The sequence below is a fragment of the Cellulosimicrobium arenosum genome, assembly GCF_014837295.1.
GTDB lineage: Bacteria > Actinomycetota > Actinomycetes > Actinomycetales > Cellulomonadaceae > Cellulosimicrobium > Cellulosimicrobium arenosum.
On the sequence record NZ_JACYHB010000001.1, the window covers coordinates 432395 to 448124 of the forward strand.

A 15730-nucleotide genomic window follows, 5' to 3' on the forward strand; every position below is an offset into this window, starting at 1 on the left:
TAATGTACATTATGTCATTATGGCCGAACGGAACGGCGCTCCCGCATCAGGGCCAGAGGTCATGGTCTCCCCTCATGCATGCACCTGCTCACCGCCGACGAAGGTCCGGCCGGCACGACCAGCACCCTCGGTCCGCGCGCGACGCGCCCTGCGGGCACGCGTGCCCGTGAGGCGCCCGACATCCGGCTCGTCGCGAAGACGCCGTTCATGTCCGTCAGCATGCCATCGGCACAACGTCCCAGCGGCTGGGTACGTGCTGTCGTCCTGATCCTGTCCGTGCTGGCGATGATCCCGCTCGTCGTCGTCTACGTCGTGGCCTCGTGCGCCGCAGCGGCTGCAGTCGGCACGGCGACGGCCGCCGTATGGGTCTGGCGGACGATCTCCCCCGTGCGAGCTCCCGCCCACCAGGCCTGACACCGCCCCGACGAGCCCTCCGTGCAGATGCGGGTCGAGTCGTGCCGTCGGGCGGGCCGGCCGGGCCCAGCAGCAACGTCGCCACATCGGCTGCGCTAGCATGAACGGACATACGGTTCACACCATTGTGTTTAGGTCAACACCGTGGTTTCAGTCATGCAGCGTGAGAGTCAGGCCGGCAGGCCCGCTGACGCGGCATCGACCGCGGTACGTGCCCTCTCTCCGTCCGCTCGCAGCTCGTCTGCCGGCCCGCTCGGAAACCGATCCGGCCCGCCCGACGGACGATCGGTCGGTGTGGTGCATGCCGGTCCGATGCTGCCGACGCGGTCCGCCACCACTCCCCCGTACCTGCCGACGCCGGACCGTCCGCCGATCAGGCGGAGACGTGTTCTCACGAGCGGTCGGTACCGCGGCAACAGCATCCTGCGGGCTGCCGGCCGGGTGTCGGTGGCGTCTCGTATGCTCCCGATGCCCGGTTCGCACGGCCGGTGCGTCTGCCAGTCTGCACGGAGGGAGCCCGCTCGGATGGTCGCCCCGCCGCACCTCGACCGGGTCCTGGTCGCGGACGCGGTCGACCGGTACCTCGCCTCGGTGGCGGCGCAGACCGTGCGTGGCGTGCTGTCGGCGACGACGCGACGCAGCTACGAGCGCGACGTGCGCGAGTTCGCGCGGCTCGTCGGCCCGGTACGGGTGCTGGACGACGTGACGGGCGAGGACGTGGACGACGCCCTGCTGCGCTACCAGATCACGCCCGACGCGCGGTACACCGCCGCGGAGAGCAAGCCCGGCGGGTCGGGGCGCGCGACGTCGACGGTCAACCGGTTCCGTCAGTCGTTGACGCGCTTCTTCTCCTACGCCGCGCGGGAGGGGTGGGTGCAGGCCGACCCGATGCAGTGGGCCGCTCCCCCGGTCCGGGCGCGCGACGGGCTCCGGGTGGCGCGTACCGCGCTGTCCTCAGGATCGGCGAGGTCGCTGCTGGCCATGGCCGGCGAACCGCCGTCGGACGAAGCAGCGCGCCGGGACCACGACCTGCACCTGCGCGACCGGCTCGTCGTCGCGCTGCTGCTCGTCCTGGGTCCGCGCGTGTCCGAGCTGGTGCGGGCCGACGTCGACGACTTCTCCCGACAGCCGGGCGACACGCGCTGGAGGATCCACGGCAAGGGCGGCCACGTGCGCACGGTCGCGCTGTCGGACCCGCTCGCGGACGCGCTGGACGACTACCTGGACCACCTGCGCCCCGTCCTGGCCGCCCGGCGGCCGGGCGATCGCGAGGCGCGCCGGGCCCTGCTGCTGTCCTGGCGCGGCCGGCGCATCGACGCCCAGGCCGTGCGCGCGCTGCTGCGCCGCGCGCTCGAGCGCGTACCCGACCCCTACCGGCGCGACGCGACGCCCCACGCCCTGCGGCACACCACGGCGACCCTGCTCGCCGCCGCCGGGTGGGACGTCAAGGTCGTCGCCGAGCTCCTGGGGCACGCGTCCATCGCCACCACCGGGGTGTACCTGGACCGGATCGAGGGAGAGCTGGCAGCGGCGATCCGCGCCCACCCGCTCGCCGGGGCCATGGGCAACGGGACCGTACCCGGCGGGCGCTGAACTGCGTACCGTGGGCGTATGGCGACGACGCCGCGAGCCGACGGGTCCCACCGGCTCGCGCTCGAGAGCGTGGAGAGCCGGTCCCGCAGGACGGGCACCGGTCCCCTGCCCGCGGCACGCCGGCCGACGACACCGGGTCGTCGCCCCGTCGCCGCCCCGTCCGGCGGACCGCGGTCCTCACCGCGGCGGTGGCCACCGCCGTCGTGGTGGCGTTCGTCGCGAGCAGCCTCGCCCAGTCGTGGTCGCGCGACCGGGCGCTCGCGGACTCGCACGGTGGTGTGACGTCGCTCGCGACCCCTCCTCGGCCCGCGTGGGAGTCCGAGACGGACGAGGGGCGCGCCTGGGCACTCGGGGACACCCTCGTGACGGTGCAGGACGGGCGCCTGGTGGGCCTCGACGTCGCGACCGGTCGACGGGGGTGGGAGGTCGGGATGTCCGGGGGCGGACCCCGGTGCGGCCCCGCACCGGAGGACGTCGGATCCTCGCCCGCAGAGCTGGTGTGCCTGGTCGGCGACCGGATGTCGCCACGGGCCTGGGTCGTGACCGCCGACGGGCAGGTGACGTCGAGCGTGCCGCTCGGTGACGTCGGGGGCGACGCCGTGCCCGGACCGGGCGCCAGCGTCCTGCGCTGGGACCGCACCGGCGGCACCGCGACCGTCATGCTGCAGGACGCGAAGGACGCCGGTGTCCGCTGGGTCCGGACCGTGGCGCCCGACGACGTCGCCCGCGTCGACCTGTGCCGTCCGCAGGTCGCGGGGACGGCGGCGGCCGACGTCGAGCAGGGTCTTCTCGTGGTGCGCGGGTGCCGTATCAGCGCCTACTTCGACGTGGACGGCACGCGGGTGGACGACACCGCCGCGCCCGCGACCCTGCAGGTGGTGCCGACCGCGGCCGGGACGTACCTGCGCACGACGGCGGCGTCGGCGACCGGTGCGGTCGAGAGCACGCAGGTCGTGCGCAACGACGGAGCGACCGAGCGGATCGTGCCCGGCCGCCCGCTCGTGCCGCTCGCGACCGACGGTACCGCGGACCCGACGCGGCTGCTGTCCGTGCCGGGAGGTGTGCAGGCGCTCGACACGCGCGGCAACGAGCGGTGGACGGCGAGCGGCGACGTGGTCCAGGTGGCCGTCGTCGCGGACGGCGTCGCGGTGCTGGACCTGGGCTGGGTGGTCCGCGGTGTCGACCTCGCCACGGGCGCGACCGCGTGGACGTGGGAGCGGGACGACCTCGGCGTCGCCGACTCGGTCGTCGCCGCGTTCACGGACCGTCATGTCGCGGCCCTCGTCGTCGCCGCCGGGGACATGACCCGGTCCGCCAGGATCGTCGCGCTCGACCTGGCCGACGGCTCCGTGCTGTGGGACCAGCAGGTCGACGGCGACACGGGCGGGTTCGGCACCGTGGACGGCCACCTCGTGCACGCGGACCCCGCCACGGGTCGCCTCGTCGTCTACCGGTGACGTGGTGTCTGCGGGTGTGAAGCCGTGTCCGGATGCGAGCGGACGCGGTGCGCGTGAGCCTGGCCTCGACGCACCGCACCAGGTGGACGACGAAGGAGGCAGCCGTGCCCGAACGTGATCCAGGTCCGAGCGTGAAGGACCCTGAGCTGTACGAGTCCTTGCGCGACGAAGGCAGCTCGAAGGAGAAGGCCGCGCGCATCGCGAACGCAGCCGCCGGGTCGTCCCGCCGCTCGGTGGGCCGCAAGGGTGGCCGGTCCGGCGACTACGACGACTGGACCGTCGCCGAGCTGCGCGAGCGCGCCGCCGAGATCGGGATCGAGGGTCGGTCCTCGATGCGCAAGGCAGAGCTGATCCGGGCGCTGCGCTCGCACTGACGATTCTTCACCCCGGTGGGCCGGCGGGTGCACGTCGTGCGCCGACCGCGTCGACCGCTACGGTGAGGGGCGTGCACCTGTTCTCCGACGCCACGTGGCGCAATGCCCGGCGCATCGCCTCGCGCGCCCTGGTCGTGACCGTCGCCGCCCCGCTCGCGGTCGCCGCCGTGCTCGTCGCCGCCGACACGCTGCGCAAGCGCCGCAACACGGCAGAGCCGACGTTCCCGCACGGCCCGCCGGTGTCTGCGGAGCTCGTACGGACCACCACGACGCTGTACACCTACGGCGAAGACCTGTATCGCGACATGCTGGCCGCGATCCAGGGCGCCGAGCAGTGCATACTCCTCGAGACCTACATCTGGAAGAGCGACGAGGTCGGCAACCAGTTCAAGGACGCGCTCGTGGCGGCGAGCGAGCGCGGCGTGCAGGTCTTCGTCATCTACGACGGTTTCGCCAACCTCGTGGTCCCGCGCACCTTCTTCGACCTGCCCGAGCCGATCCAGGTCATCAGGTACCCGGTCTTCCGGCCCGGGATCCTCATGCTCAACGTCCGCAAGTCCGGTCGCGACCACCGCAAGATCCTCGTGGTGGACGACGAGATCGGCTTCGTCGGCGGTTACAACATCGCGACCCTCTACGCCACGCAGTGGCGAGACACGCACGTGCGGCTCGAGGGGCCGAGCACGTGGGAGCTGCGCAACGCGTTCGTCGACTTCTGGAACAACAACCGTGCCCCCGACCAGCCGCTGCTGCAGGATCCCGGGTCGGTGCACTGGGAGCCGCGACTGCGGGCCGCCCGCAACGCACCCGCACACCTCGTGTTCCCCATCCGCGGGATGTACCTCGACGCGATCGACCGGGCCAGCTCGCACATCTACATCACCCAGGCCTACTTCATCCCCGACCGCGAGATCCTTGCTGCGCTCCTCATGGCCGCCGCGCGTGGCGTCGACGTGCGGGTCCTCGTCCCGGAGCGCTCCAACCACGTCCTGGCGGACTGGCTCGCCCGTGGCCTGTACACGGCCCTGCTCAGGGGCGGGGTACGCATCCACCTCTACCAGAACGCCATGGTGCACGCGAAGACCGCCACGATCGACGGTCGCTGGACCACGATCGGCACCGCGAACATCGACCGGCTCTCGTTGACGGGCAACTACGAGGTCAACCTGGAGATCACCGACGACACCGTCGCCCAGCAGATGCAGGACGTGTACGACGTCGACCTGTCGAACTCGCGCGAGCTCACGCTCGAGGAGTGGAGCGGCCGGTCGGTCGTGGCGAAGCTCAGCGAGATCACCCTGAGGCCGCTGCGCCCGCTGCTCTGACCGACGCGACCTGACGGACGGTCTCGGCGCGGTTCCTCGACCGCTGCCGGGACCTCACTCGCGCGCGGCGTCCGCGGCCTCCTCCTCGGGACGCGGCGGCACGGTCTCGTCCTCCTCGAGGAGCGCCACCTCCGCGTACTCGGGGTGGTCGCGCAGCACGTCGTGGGCAGCCGCAGCCGTGCTCGCACGCCCGATCTCGACGAACTCCCCCACCGTGAGCCGCCGGTAGTCGTAGCTCCCGCCCGTGCGGGCCGCGCCCAGCAACCGGTCGACGGAACCCAGCCCGGCGTCGGACAGCAGCGCGTCGTGGATCGGGACCACGATCCACGGGTCGACCGCCCGCACCGTGTCGATCGTCTCGGACATCTTGAGCCACGGGCCCGAGACCGGCGCGAGCAGCACGTCGAGCCTGTGCTCACGCCCGGTCGTCGCGCCGGGCAGGTCGAACGAGTCCCCCGGGTGGTAGACCGTGGCACCGTCCGCGCGGAGCAGGTAGGTCAGGTTCGCGATCCGCGGGACGTCGCGATGGATCACGGCATGCTGCCCGCCACCCACCGTGACGGCGACCCCACCGATCTCGAGCCCGTCGCCCGGCGCGACGGCGTGCACGCGCGCCGCCGCGCCGTCGGGAAGCGTCCCCTGCAGCAGCCGGACCACCGCACCGGGCGCCCACACCTCGAGCTCGGGCGTGGTCGCCAGCGCGGCGCCGAGCGCCGCGGGGTCCACGTGGTCCGGGTGCTCGTGCGTGACCAGCACGGCACGGGCACCGCGCAGCGCCGTACCCGCGTCGGCGAACGCACCCGGGTCCACGACGACCGTCGTGCCCTCCTGCCGGATCGCCACGCACGCGTGACCGTGGAAAGTGACTCGCATACCTGCTCCCTCGTCCGAACCTGCTACCCGACCACGACGACCAGGTCCCCGCCCTCGAGCTGCTGGACCGCGCCGATCGCGACCCGCTGCACGGTGCCGGCGACCGGGGTGGTGATCGCGGCCTCCATCTTCATCGCCTCGACGGTCGCGACCGTCTGCCCGACCGCGACGGCGTCGCCGACCGCGACCACCGGCGTCACGGCCCCCGCGAAGGGTGCCGCCACCTGCCCCGGCTGCGTCGGGTCCGCCTTCTCCACCGTCCCCGCGGCCACGTCCACGCCGCGGTCGCGCACCTGGATGGGGCGCAGCTGACCGTTGAGGGTGAACATCACGGTGCGCATGCCCTGCGCGTCCGGCGTACCGATCGCCTCCAGACCGACCAGGAGGCGCACGCCCCGTTCGAGGCGCACGGAGATCTCGTCACCGGGCTCCATCCCGTACAGGTAGGTGGGGGTCTCCAGCAGGGACACGTCGCCGAAGGTCTCCCGCACCTGCTCGAACTCCTTCGTCGGGCCCGCGAAGAGCAACCGGTTCAGGCGGCGGCGTCGCACCGAGCCCGCCTCGACGAGATCGGCCTCGTCCTCCGGCGACAGCGGCGTCGGTCCGGCGGGTCTCGCCCGACCCTCCAGCGCGCGGGAGCGGAACGGCTCGGGCCACCCACCGGGCGGGTCGCCCAGCTCACCGCCGAGGAACCCGACCACGGAGTCCGGCACGTCGAACGCCTGCGGGTCGCTCGCGAACTCGCCCGGGTCCGCACCGGCGGCGACCAGGTGGAGCGCGAGGTCGCCGACGACCTTCGACGACGGCGTCACCTTCACCAGGCGCCCCAGGATGCGGTCCGCCGCCGCGTACATCGCCTCGATCTGCTCGAACTTGTCCCCCAGCCCCAACGCGATCGCCTGCTGCCGCAGGTTCGACAGCTGGCCACCGGGGATCTCGTGCTCGTAGACCCGACCGGTGGGCCCCGGCAGACCGGACTCGAACGGACCGTACGTACGCCGCACCGCCTCCCAGTACGGCTCCAGGTCCGCGACCGCCTGCAGCGACAGCCCGGTGTCGCGCTCCGTGTGCTCGAGCGCCGCGACGAGCGCGGACAGCGACGGCTGGCTCGTGGTCCCGGCCATCGCGGCGCTCGCGGCGTCCACGGCGTCGACCCCGGCGGCCGCGGCGGCGAGCAGCGTGGCGGTCTGCCCGCCCGCGGTGTCGTGGGTGTGCAGGTGCACGGGCAGGTCGAACCGCTGGCGCAGCGCGCTCACGAGCCGGGTCGCGGCTGCCGGGCGCAGGAGCCCGGCCATGTCCTTGATCGCGAGCACGTGCGCGCCGGCGCCGACGATGCGGTCGGCGAGGTGCAGGTAGTAGTCCAGGGTGTACAGGTCCTCGGCCGGGTCGAGGAGGTTGCCCGTGTAGCAGAGCGCGACCTCGGCGACGCTCGTGCCCGTGGCCCGGACGGCGTCGATCGCGGGGCGCATCTGGTCGACGTCGTTCAGGGCGTCGAAGATGCGGAACACGTCGATGCCGGTGCGGGCGGCCTCCTCGACGAACGCGCTCGTGACACGCGTCGGGTACGGGGTGTACCCGACGGTGTTGCGGCCGCGCAGGAGCATCTGGATCGCGAGGTTGGGCATCGCGTCGCGCAGGGTCGCCAGCCGTTCCCAGGGGTCCTCGCCGAGGAACCGGAGCGCGACGTCGTACGTGGCACCGCCCCACGCCTCGACCGACCACAGGCCGGAGGTGGCGCGCGCCACGTACGGGGCCGCGGCGGCGAGGTCGTGGGTGCGCACGCGCGTGGCCAGCAGGGACTGGTGGGCGTCACGGAACGTCGTGTCGGTGACGCGCAGCCGATCCTCCGCACGCAGTGCACGTGCGAAGCCCTCCGGGCCGAGCTCGAGCAGCTCCTGGCGCGAGCCGGGCGGGGCGGGCACGGACAGGTCGAGCGCGGGCAGCTTGCCGGCGGGCGACACGGCGGCCGGTCGCGGGGGCGCACCGTGCGGGCGGTTGACCGTGACGTCGCCGACGAAGGCGAGCAGGCGGGTGCCGCGGTCGGCGCTCTCGCGAGCCTCGAGCAGCTCGGGGCGCTCGTCGATGAACGACGTCGCGACGTTCCCGTCGACGAACTCCGGGTCGGCGAGCACGGCCTGCAGGAACGCGATGTTGGTGCGCACGCCACGGATGCGGAACTCGGCGAGTGCGCGACGGGCGCGGCGTACCGCCGTCGGGAAGTCGTGCCCGCGGCACGTCAGCTTGACGAGCATGGAGTCGAAGTGCCCGGAGACGACCGCACCCGCGGTGGCGGTGGCGCCGTCGAGCCGGACGCCGGCGCCCCCGGGCGAGCGGTAGGCGATGATGCGCCCGGTGTCGGGGCGGAAACCGTTCGCGGGGTCCTCCGTCGTGATGCGGGTCTGCAGCGCGGCGCCGTTGACGCGCACCGTCTCCTGGCGGATCCCGAGGTCGACGAGCGTCTCGCCGGACGCGATGCGCATCTGGGCGGACACGAGGTCGACGTCGGTGACTTCCTCGGTCACGGTGTGCTCGACCTGGATGCGGGGGTTCATCTCGATGAACACGTGCTTGCCGGCGCGTTCGCCGACGGTGTCGACGAGGAACTCGACGGTCCCGGCGTTCTGGTACCCGATGTGGCGGGCGAAGCGCACGGCGTCGGCGCACAGCGCGTCGCGGATCGCAGGGTCGAGGTTCGGGGCGGGGGCGATCTCGACGACCTTCTGGTGGCGGCGCTGCAGCGAGCAGTCGCGCTCGTACAGGTGCACGACGTCGCCGGTGCCGTCCGCGAGGATCTGCACCTCGATGTGGCGGGGACGCAGCACCGCGCGCTCGAGGAACACCGTGGGATCGCCGAACGCGCCGTCGGCCTCGCGCATCGCGGCGGCCAGGGCCTCGGGCAGCTCGTCGCGGGTGTCGACGCGGCGCATCCCCCGCCCACCGCCGCCGGCGACGGCCTTGACGAAGACCGGGAAGCCGACCTCGTCGGCGGCAGCGAGCAGGGTGTCGGCGTCGTCGGACGGTTCGCTCGAGTCCAGGACGGGGATGCCCGCCTCGCGTGCCGCTCGCAGGGCCCGTACCTTGTTGCCCGCCAGCTCGAGCACGTCGGCGGGCGGGCCGACGAAGGTCAGCCCGGCGTCCGTGCACGCCCGCGCGAGGTCGGGGTTCTCCGAGAGGAACCCGTATCCGGGGTAGACGGCGTCCGCGCCGGCGTCGCGGGCGACACGCACGATCTCGTCGATGTCGAGGTAGGCGCGGACGGGATGGCCGTCCTGCCCGATGAGGTAGGACTCGTCGGCCTTGAGCCGATGCTCGCTGTTGCGGTCCTCGCGGGGGAACACAGCGACCGTGCGGGCCCCGAGCTCGTAGGCTGCGCGGAACGCCCTGACGGCGATCTCCGCGCGGTTGGCGACCAGGACCTTCGAGAACACTGGCACTCCATCCGTCGGATCGTGCGGCCGCCCGGCTGCGCGCTGCGGCGACGCTCAGATACCGCCCGATCCTCCCACGCTCGTGCTGCGCCCGATCACGTGGCTGCTGTGACGTGCTGCACAGCCGTGCTGCACAGCGGTCCCGGCGCGGGCCGGTCAGCCGGCGGACCGTGCCTGACGTCGACGGGCCAGCTCGTCGGTCACGTCCGGGGTGGGGGCGCGGTCGTCGAGGGACTCGGTGGGGAGCTCGGCGAGCGTGCCCTCGACCTCGCGCCAGACCCTGCCGACGGCGATGCCGAACACTCCCTGGCCGCCCTGGACGAGGTCGACGACCTCGTCGGGCGACGTGCACTCGTACACGCTGGCGCCGTCGCTCATGAGCGTGATCTGGGCGAGGTCGTCGACGCCGCGCTCGCGCAGGTGCTCGACGGCGCTGCGGATCTGCTGGAGGGAGACCCCGGTGTCGAGGAGCCGCTTGACGACCTTGAGCACGAGGATGTCCCGGAAGCTGTACAACCGGTGCGTCCCCGACCCGGTCGCCGGCCGCACCGTGGGCTCGACCAGTCCGGTGCGCGCCCAGTAGTCGAGCTGGCGGTACGTGATCCCGGCGGCGCGGCACGCCGTCGGGCCCCGGTAGCCGGTGGTGGTGTCCTGCTCGGTGATGTCCTCCCCGAAGAGGAGACCCTGCGCGCCCTGCGGGATCGCCGCGCCCGCACCGACGCTCGCTCCACCGCTGCTGTTCACTGTCGCCTCCTGGATGATGTCGTTCTCCACGCTATGGGCGCCGCGGGGGGTCGTCAACGACTGAGGCCCCGACGCGCGGGGCGTGTCGCCTCCTCGGGCGGCGAGCTCTGCCGTCCGGTCGCTAGTCATCGGCGGTGAAGTCGTCCGGTGTCACGTGGTCGAGGAAGTCGCGGAACCGTTCGACCTCCTCTTCCTGCGCGACGTCCACGACCTCGACCCCGGCGGTCGCGACGACCTCTGCGGAGCACAGCACGGGGCTGGTGGTGCGCACGGCGAGGGCGATCGCGTCCGACGCGCGCGAGTCGAGTCGCGCCCCGTTGCTCAGCACGAGCTCGGCGAAGAACACGCCGCCGTCCAGGGCGACGATCTCGGCGCGCTCGAGGCGCACGTGCACGGCCTCGAGCACGTCGCGCAGCAGGTCGTGGGTCATGGGGCGGGGCGTGGGGAGCCCGGCCTGGGCCATCGCGATCGCGCTCGCCTCGCGCGGCCCGATGACGATGGGGACCACGAGGTCGGACGCACCGTCGTGCAGGAGGACGACGATCTCCTGGTCACGTCGTTGCTGGCGCACGCCGAGGACGTCCACGGGGACCATCGGCACGTCGTCGCTCACCTGTCAACGGTACGTCGCACCGGAGCATCCGTCAGGAGATGCGATGCCCGTCGCGACCGGACGCGCCGGGCTCTCAGGTGCCCAGGTCTGCGACGCCCTGGCGCACCCATGCGGTGTGCAGCCGTGCACACAGCTCTCCCACCTCGGACGCGGTCGTCGCCGCCTGCGCGCGTGCCGACGCGGACTGCTGGCTGCGCAGCGGGGCGACGACCTGCTCGACGAGGTTGACCTGCCGGTCGGCAGCGCCACGCAGGGACCGCAGGTGGCGTGGCTGGATGCCGTGCTCCGCGAGCCCGGCGGCCAGGACGACGATGTCGACCGCCGACGCGTCGAGCTGACCTCCGGGCGAGGTGCGGAGCACACCCGCCCCGACGAGCCCCTCGACCAGCTCGTGGTCGACACCCGTGGCCGTGGCGAGCGTCCGCGTCGTGTACCGGCGGCGCGCGGGGGCGACGGGGGGCTCCTCGCCCGAGACGGCGAGACGCGGACCCGGCGCTTCGGCGACGTCGTCGTCCGCACCGGCGTCGAGCGCGGCGAGACGTTCCTTGATCACCTTGAGCGGGAGGTAGCGGTCACGCTGCTCGAGGAGCACGAACCGCAGGCGCTGCACGTCCGCCGGACTGTACTGGCGATAGCCGGCCGCGGTCCGCACGGGTTCGATCAGTCCCTGCTCCTCGAGGAAGCGCAGCTTGGAGTGGCTGACCGTGGGGAACTCGGCACGCAGGTCGCGCAGCACGTCCGAGATGCGCATGGACGCCCGGCGGGAGATGCCGCGCGGCCACGGCTGCGCGGCGTCCTCCTGGTCGTCCCGCTCGAACGGCGTTGGGCGCGCCGCGCCGCCGGTGGCGCTCACGGTGCCGTGGCCGGTCCGTTCGTCGGTTCGACCGACTGCCGGCTCGCGTGGAACGTGAGCCGGTACTTGCCGATCTGCACCTCGTCCCCGGTCGCGAGCAGGTGGGAGTCGATGCGGTTGCGGTTGACGTAGGTGCCGTTCAACGAGCCGACGTCACGCACGACGAACTGGTTTCCCTCGCGGACGAACTCGGCGTGCTTGCGGGAGACCGTGACGTCGTCGAGGAAGATGTCCGCGCGCTCGGAGCGCCCGGCCACGGTGCGCTCGTCGTCGAGCAGGAACCGCGAACCCTGACCCGGGCCGCGCTGCATGATGAGCAGCGCCGAGTGCCGCGGCAGTGCGGACACGGCAGCCTGCTCCTCGGGACTGAGACCGCCGGGCTGCACGCCCTCGTCGGGCACGACCTCGATGCGCCCGAAGTTGATCGTGGTGTCGCTTCCGGCCCGGTGCGGCTCAGCAGGACCACCTGGGACTGTCATGTTGCCTCCTCGGCGACTCTCGGGACCGTTGCGGGCCCGCGTGCCGCACCTGCGCTGCCCGTGCGAAAACTACTACACCCGCAGGTCACGACGCACGCCGCTCGACCCACGGGACGGTGCAGACCAACCTACCCCGCGAGCTCGCCGCCACGGAAGACGTTGCCCGGGGGCAGTGCACCACCGGTCGGCTCAGTCGTCGGAGTCGACCGGTGCGGGCGTCGCGTACTGCGGGTCCGCGGGCTCACGCACCGCGTCGACCGTGACGCCGTCCTCCTGCGTGATGGTGGTGCGGGCGCCGTCCGAACGCAGGGACGCCATCGCACCGCCCGGGATCTCGAGCGCCGTCTCGAGCGTCGACGGGTCACCGATCGCCGTCCAGCGGTACGGGGAGGTGATGACCTGGCCGTCCACCACCAGTCCTTCGTCCGAGTCCTCGAAGTAGCTGCTCGTCACCAGTCGGACCCCGTTGACCTGCATGGCCTCCGCGCCGGCGTTGCGCAGCTCCTCGAGCACGTTGAACATCGCGAACCCTCGCAGCGTTCGGTCGCCCTCGGCGACGTCGATCCGCACCCCGGGGCCCTGCGCCGGGAGCCGGCCCGACAAGATGCCCTGCGTCTGCGCCTGCTGCTCCGCGACCTCCAGCGCCGCGCGCTGGCGTCCCGAGCCGGACTGGAGCTCGTCCCGAGTCGCCTCGAGGTCGCTCACCTGGTCCTCCAGCTCCTCCGAGCGCTGCGTGACGTCGTCGAGCAGCCGCACGAGGTCGCTCTGCCGCAGCGACGAGAGCTGGTCCTCCTGCGTCTGGCTCACCTGCACCACGAGGGCGAAGCCGAGCAGCGCGCACAGCACCCCGACCACGGCCTGCGACCGCTTCGCGCGCGGCCGCAGGGCGCTGCCCAGCGCCCGCAGCCCGCCCGGAGCAGGTGTCTCGGGAACGGCGTGGCGCGCGCCCGGCGGCGCGTGCTCGCCGCCGACCGGAGCCGTGCCGGGGCGGTCGCCCGCTGCGTCGCCCTGCTCCTCGTCGGGCTCTTCGGCCTGCGCCTCGACCATCGGGTCGTCGGGCGCCTGCGCCGGCAGCTCGTCCGTGCGTGGCGCCTCGTCGTCCTCCACGTCGGGTTCGTCGTGGTGCTCCTCGTCCGGTTCGTCGTCCTGCGCACCCGCGGACGCGGGATCAGCTCCGTCGTGCGCGGTGACGTCATCGGTGGCGTCGGACCGGGCTTCGCGCTCGTCCGGCATGTCAGCACCGTCGTCTGCGCGATCGTCTGCCTCGGCGGTGCGGTCCGTGCTGTCGCTGCCGGCCGTCGGCTCGTCGGAGGCACGGAGCGGTACGCTCTCGGGCGCGCTGCCCGGGGCGCCGGTCGCGGTCGAGGTGTCCTCCGCCTCGTCGGGGCGGTCGGCGTCGTCGTGGGGCTCGGGCACGGTCATGCCTTGAAGATGTGGCGCCGGATCGAGGCGGCGTTCGAGAAGATGCGGATGCCGAGCACGACGACCACCGCCGTGGAGAGCTGGCTGCCGACGCCGAGCTGGTCGCCGAGGAACACGATGAGGGCTGCGACCACGACGTTCGACAGGAAGGACACGAGGAACACCTTGTCGTCGAACACGCCGTCGAGCATGGCCCGCAGCCCGCCGAAGAGCGCGTCGAGCGCTGCGACGACGGCGATCGGCAGGTACGGCTGGAGGTAGACGGGGACGGTCGGCTGCAGCACCAGGCCGGCGACGATCCCCACCACGAGTCCGACGACTGCGATCATCCCGCGTTCTCCTGACCTGGTTCCGTACCGGGGGCGTCCTGTCCACCGGGCGCCGGCGCGCCCGGGTCGGTCGTGGTCGACGAGTCGGATTCTACGGTCGCCGGTGTGGCCGTGGCGAAGTACAGCGTCGTCTCCGCCCGCCCGGGTGTCTCGAGCGAGCTCTGGTCGATGACGCTCGACTGGATGCCGTACTGCGAGCCGAGGACGCGCAGCAGGTCGGACACGCCCGAGCGGACGAGCGCAGCCTGCATCCCGTCCTGGTCACCGATCGCCACGACGCGGTAGGGGCTCGTGATGGGTTGCAGGTCCACGAGGATCGCGTCGCCGGCGCTGCGGATCGCCGTCAGACCGCCCAGTCGCTGGTCGTCGATCGCGACGGCCTCCGCCCCGCCGGCCCACAGGGCGTTGACGACCCGCTGCAGGTCGGAGTCCTGGACCCGCGACTCCGGGTCGACGGCCTCACCCGGTGCGAGCCCGGTGTCGGGGTCGGCGAGCGTGACGACGACGCCCGGCCCCTCGACGGCGCGGGCGCCCGTGACAGCACCCTCCTGCGCCACGTCGGCCAGCACCCCGCCGTCGGCACCCTCCAGCGCGTCCTCCTGGAGACCTTCGATCTCTGCGCTGAGCCGCGCAGAGCTGTCCGTCAGCCCGTCGGTGTCGGCCTGGCGGGCGAGGATCTCGTCCTCGAGCACGTCACGCGCCGCGATCACGTCCGGCTGGGGCGCTCGCAGGTCGACGGCCGCGGCGGTCGTGATCAGACCGAGCACGACGGCCAGGACGGCGAGCGCGAGAACCCGCGCCGGGGCGGTACGGCTCGGGGCTTCCCCCGACGCCCGGCGCGCGGCGGCCTCGGCGTACCCCGGGTCGAGCGGACGGTGCATGACCTCGTTCAGCAGCGTCATCGAGGCGTCCACCCGGGCCCGGCGCACGGGGGGCGGGTCCTGCGTCACGACGCCTCCTTGCGATCGGCCGCGACGAGCGCGCGGGTCTGACGGACGTACTGCGCCCCGGCGACCCAGTACAGGCCCACCCCCCAGCCGGTGAAGGCCCAGCCGGCGACCGCGGCGACGTCCCCGACCGTACCGGGCATCTCGGCGAGCAGGAGGAGCGGGAACGCGTACAGCAGCGCGAACGTGCCCGCCTTGCCGATGAACGTCACCGGCAGCGGACCGTAGCCGTGGCGCGCGAGTGCCGGCATCAGGCACAGGAGCAGCACGTCCCGGCCGACGATGAGCAGGACGAGCCACACGGGCACGACGTCACGCCACGCCAGCCCGAGGAGCGTGACCAGGATGAACAGCCGGTCGGCCGCCGGGTCGAGCATCACCCCGATCCGGCTGACCTGGTCCAGGCGTCGCGCCAGGAACCCGTCGAGCCAGTCCGACGCGCCCGAGGCGGCGAGCACCACGAGCGCCCACACGTCGCGTTCCTGGACGATGAGGACCGCGAACACGGGAACCAGCAGCAGCCGCAGCAGGCTGATGAGGTTCGGGACGGTCAGGACACGAGAGCTGACCTGCTGCCCTGCTGCCACGCCCACCGCCCGACTCGCCGCCACGCCCGTCGTCGAGACGGGCCGCGGCCCGATGTCCGCTGCGCCCATCCTATGTACCGGCGGGCGGGGCGTGCCGCCGCCCACGCCCTGCGGGTGAGCGACGTCACCACGTGGCCACGACCACCCGGACGAGCACCTGGGATAAGATGACGCGATCCCTTGGAGTTCGTCGCTCGTCCCGCGTGTTCTGTGAGATGGCCGGTCATCGCCGGCCAGGTGTGTTCGGGAGTGCGACCAGCAGGAGCCGACCCGGCGCCTGCGTGGCCTCCAA

15 protein-coding genes are annotated in these 15730 nt (G+C 72.9%); 5 read left to right on the forward strand and 10 right to left on the reverse strand.

Annotation, left to right across the window (positions count from 1 at the left end; all coding sequences use genetic code 11):
- The first annotated feature begins 78 nt into the window (after positions 1 to 78).
- The 5 genes from IF651_RS01985 to IF651_RS02005 all read left to right on the forward strand — a co-directional run bounded on the left by IF651_RS01985 (position 79) and on the right by IF651_RS02005 (position 5163).
- Positions 79 to 414, forward strand: a complete 336-nt coding sequence (locus tag IF651_RS01985) for a hypothetical protein (protein WP_191827386.1) — start codon at positions 79 to 81, stop codon at positions 412 to 414.
- A 525-nt stretch (positions 415 to 939) separates the two neighbouring features.
- Positions 940 to 2007 (forward strand): tyrosine-type recombinase/integrase, encoded by a 1068-nt coding sequence (locus tag IF651_RS01990; RefSeq protein ID WP_191827387.1) that lies wholly within the window; start codon positions 940 to 942, stop codon positions 2005 to 2007.
- Positions 2008 to 2195: 188 nt separating this feature from the next.
- Positions 2196 to 3464 (forward strand): outer membrane protein assembly factor BamB family protein, encoded by a 1269-nt coding sequence (locus IF651_RS01995; RefSeq protein WP_191827388.1) that lies wholly within the window; start codon positions 2196 to 2198, stop codon positions 3462 to 3464.
- A 104-nt stretch (positions 3465 to 3568) separates the two neighbouring features.
- Positions 3569 to 3838 (forward strand): DUF7218 family protein, encoded by a 270-nt coding sequence (locus IF651_RS02000; protein WP_191827389.1) that lies wholly within the window; start codon positions 3569 to 3571, stop codon positions 3836 to 3838.
- 71 nt (positions 3839 to 3909) lie between these two features.
- A complete protein-coding gene (locus IF651_RS02005) occupies positions 3910 to 5163 on the forward strand; it encodes a phospholipase D-like domain-containing protein (RefSeq protein WP_338403703.1) in 1254 nt (417 codons plus the stop codon).
- A gap of 54 nt (positions 5164 to 5217) precedes the next feature.
- On the opposite strand, the gene IF651_RS02010 is transcribed toward IF651_RS02005, so the two are convergent.
- The 10 genes from IF651_RS02010 to clsA form a co-directional block, all read right to left on the reverse strand.
- Positions 5218 to 6036, reverse strand: coding sequence for an MBL fold metallo-hydrolase (locus IF651_RS02010; protein WP_206715090.1), 819 nt, complete (start codon positions 6034 to 6036; stop codon positions 5218 to 5220).
- 23 nt (positions 6037 to 6059) lie between these two features.
- A complete protein-coding gene (locus tag IF651_RS02015) occupies positions 6060 to 9464 on the reverse strand; it encodes a pyruvate carboxylase (RefSeq protein ID WP_191827390.1) in 3405 nt (1134 codons plus the stop codon).
- 156 nt (positions 9465 to 9620) lie between these two features.
- Positions 9621 to 10208, reverse strand: coding sequence for a MerR family transcriptional regulator (locus IF651_RS02020; RefSeq protein WP_338403704.1), 588 nt, complete (start codon positions 10206 to 10208; stop codon positions 9621 to 9623).
- Positions 10209 to 10329: 121 nt separating this feature from the next.
- Positions 10330 to 10803, reverse strand: coding sequence for a bifunctional nuclease family protein (locus IF651_RS02025; RefSeq protein WP_191827582.1), 474 nt, complete (start codon positions 10801 to 10803; stop codon positions 10330 to 10332).
- 91 nt (positions 10804 to 10894) lie between these two features.
- Complete coding sequence (gene ftsR / locus IF651_RS02030; protein ID WP_338403706.1) at positions 10895 to 11674, reverse strand: transcriptional regulator FtsR; 780 nt, start codon at positions 11672 to 11674, stop codon at positions 10895 to 10897.
- Positions 11671 to 12153: an FHA domain-containing protein gene (locus IF651_RS02035; protein WP_191827392.1), complete on the reverse strand. Its 483-nt coding sequence runs from the start codon at positions 12151 to 12153 to the stop codon at positions 11671 to 11673. Before IF651_RS02035 ends, ftsR begins: the two co-directional genes overlap by 4 nt.
- A gap of 189 nt (positions 12154 to 12342) precedes the next feature.
- Positions 12343 to 13575, reverse strand: a complete 1233-nt coding sequence (locus tag IF651_RS02040) for a DUF881 domain-containing protein (RefSeq protein ID WP_241743966.1) — start codon at positions 13573 to 13575, stop codon at positions 12343 to 12345.
- Positions 13572 to 13904: a small basic family protein gene (locus IF651_RS02045; protein WP_191827393.1), complete on the reverse strand. Its 333-nt coding sequence runs from the start codon at positions 13902 to 13904 to the stop codon at positions 13572 to 13574. Before IF651_RS02045 ends, IF651_RS02040 begins: the two co-directional genes overlap by 4 nt.
- Positions 13901 to 14854, reverse strand: a complete 954-nt coding sequence (locus tag IF651_RS02050; RefSeq protein ID WP_338403707.1) for a DUF881 domain-containing protein — start codon at positions 14852 to 14854, stop codon at positions 13901 to 13903. The genes IF651_RS02045 and IF651_RS02050 overlap by 4 nt, the downstream gene beginning before the upstream one ends.
- Complete coding sequence (gene clsA / locus IF651_RS02055; protein WP_338403708.1) at positions 14851 to 15438, reverse strand: cardiolipin synthase ClsA; 588 nt, start codon at positions 15436 to 15438, stop codon at positions 14851 to 14853. The genes IF651_RS02050 and clsA overlap by 4 nt, the downstream gene beginning before the upstream one ends.
- Positions 15439 to 15730 lie beyond the last annotated feature (292 nt).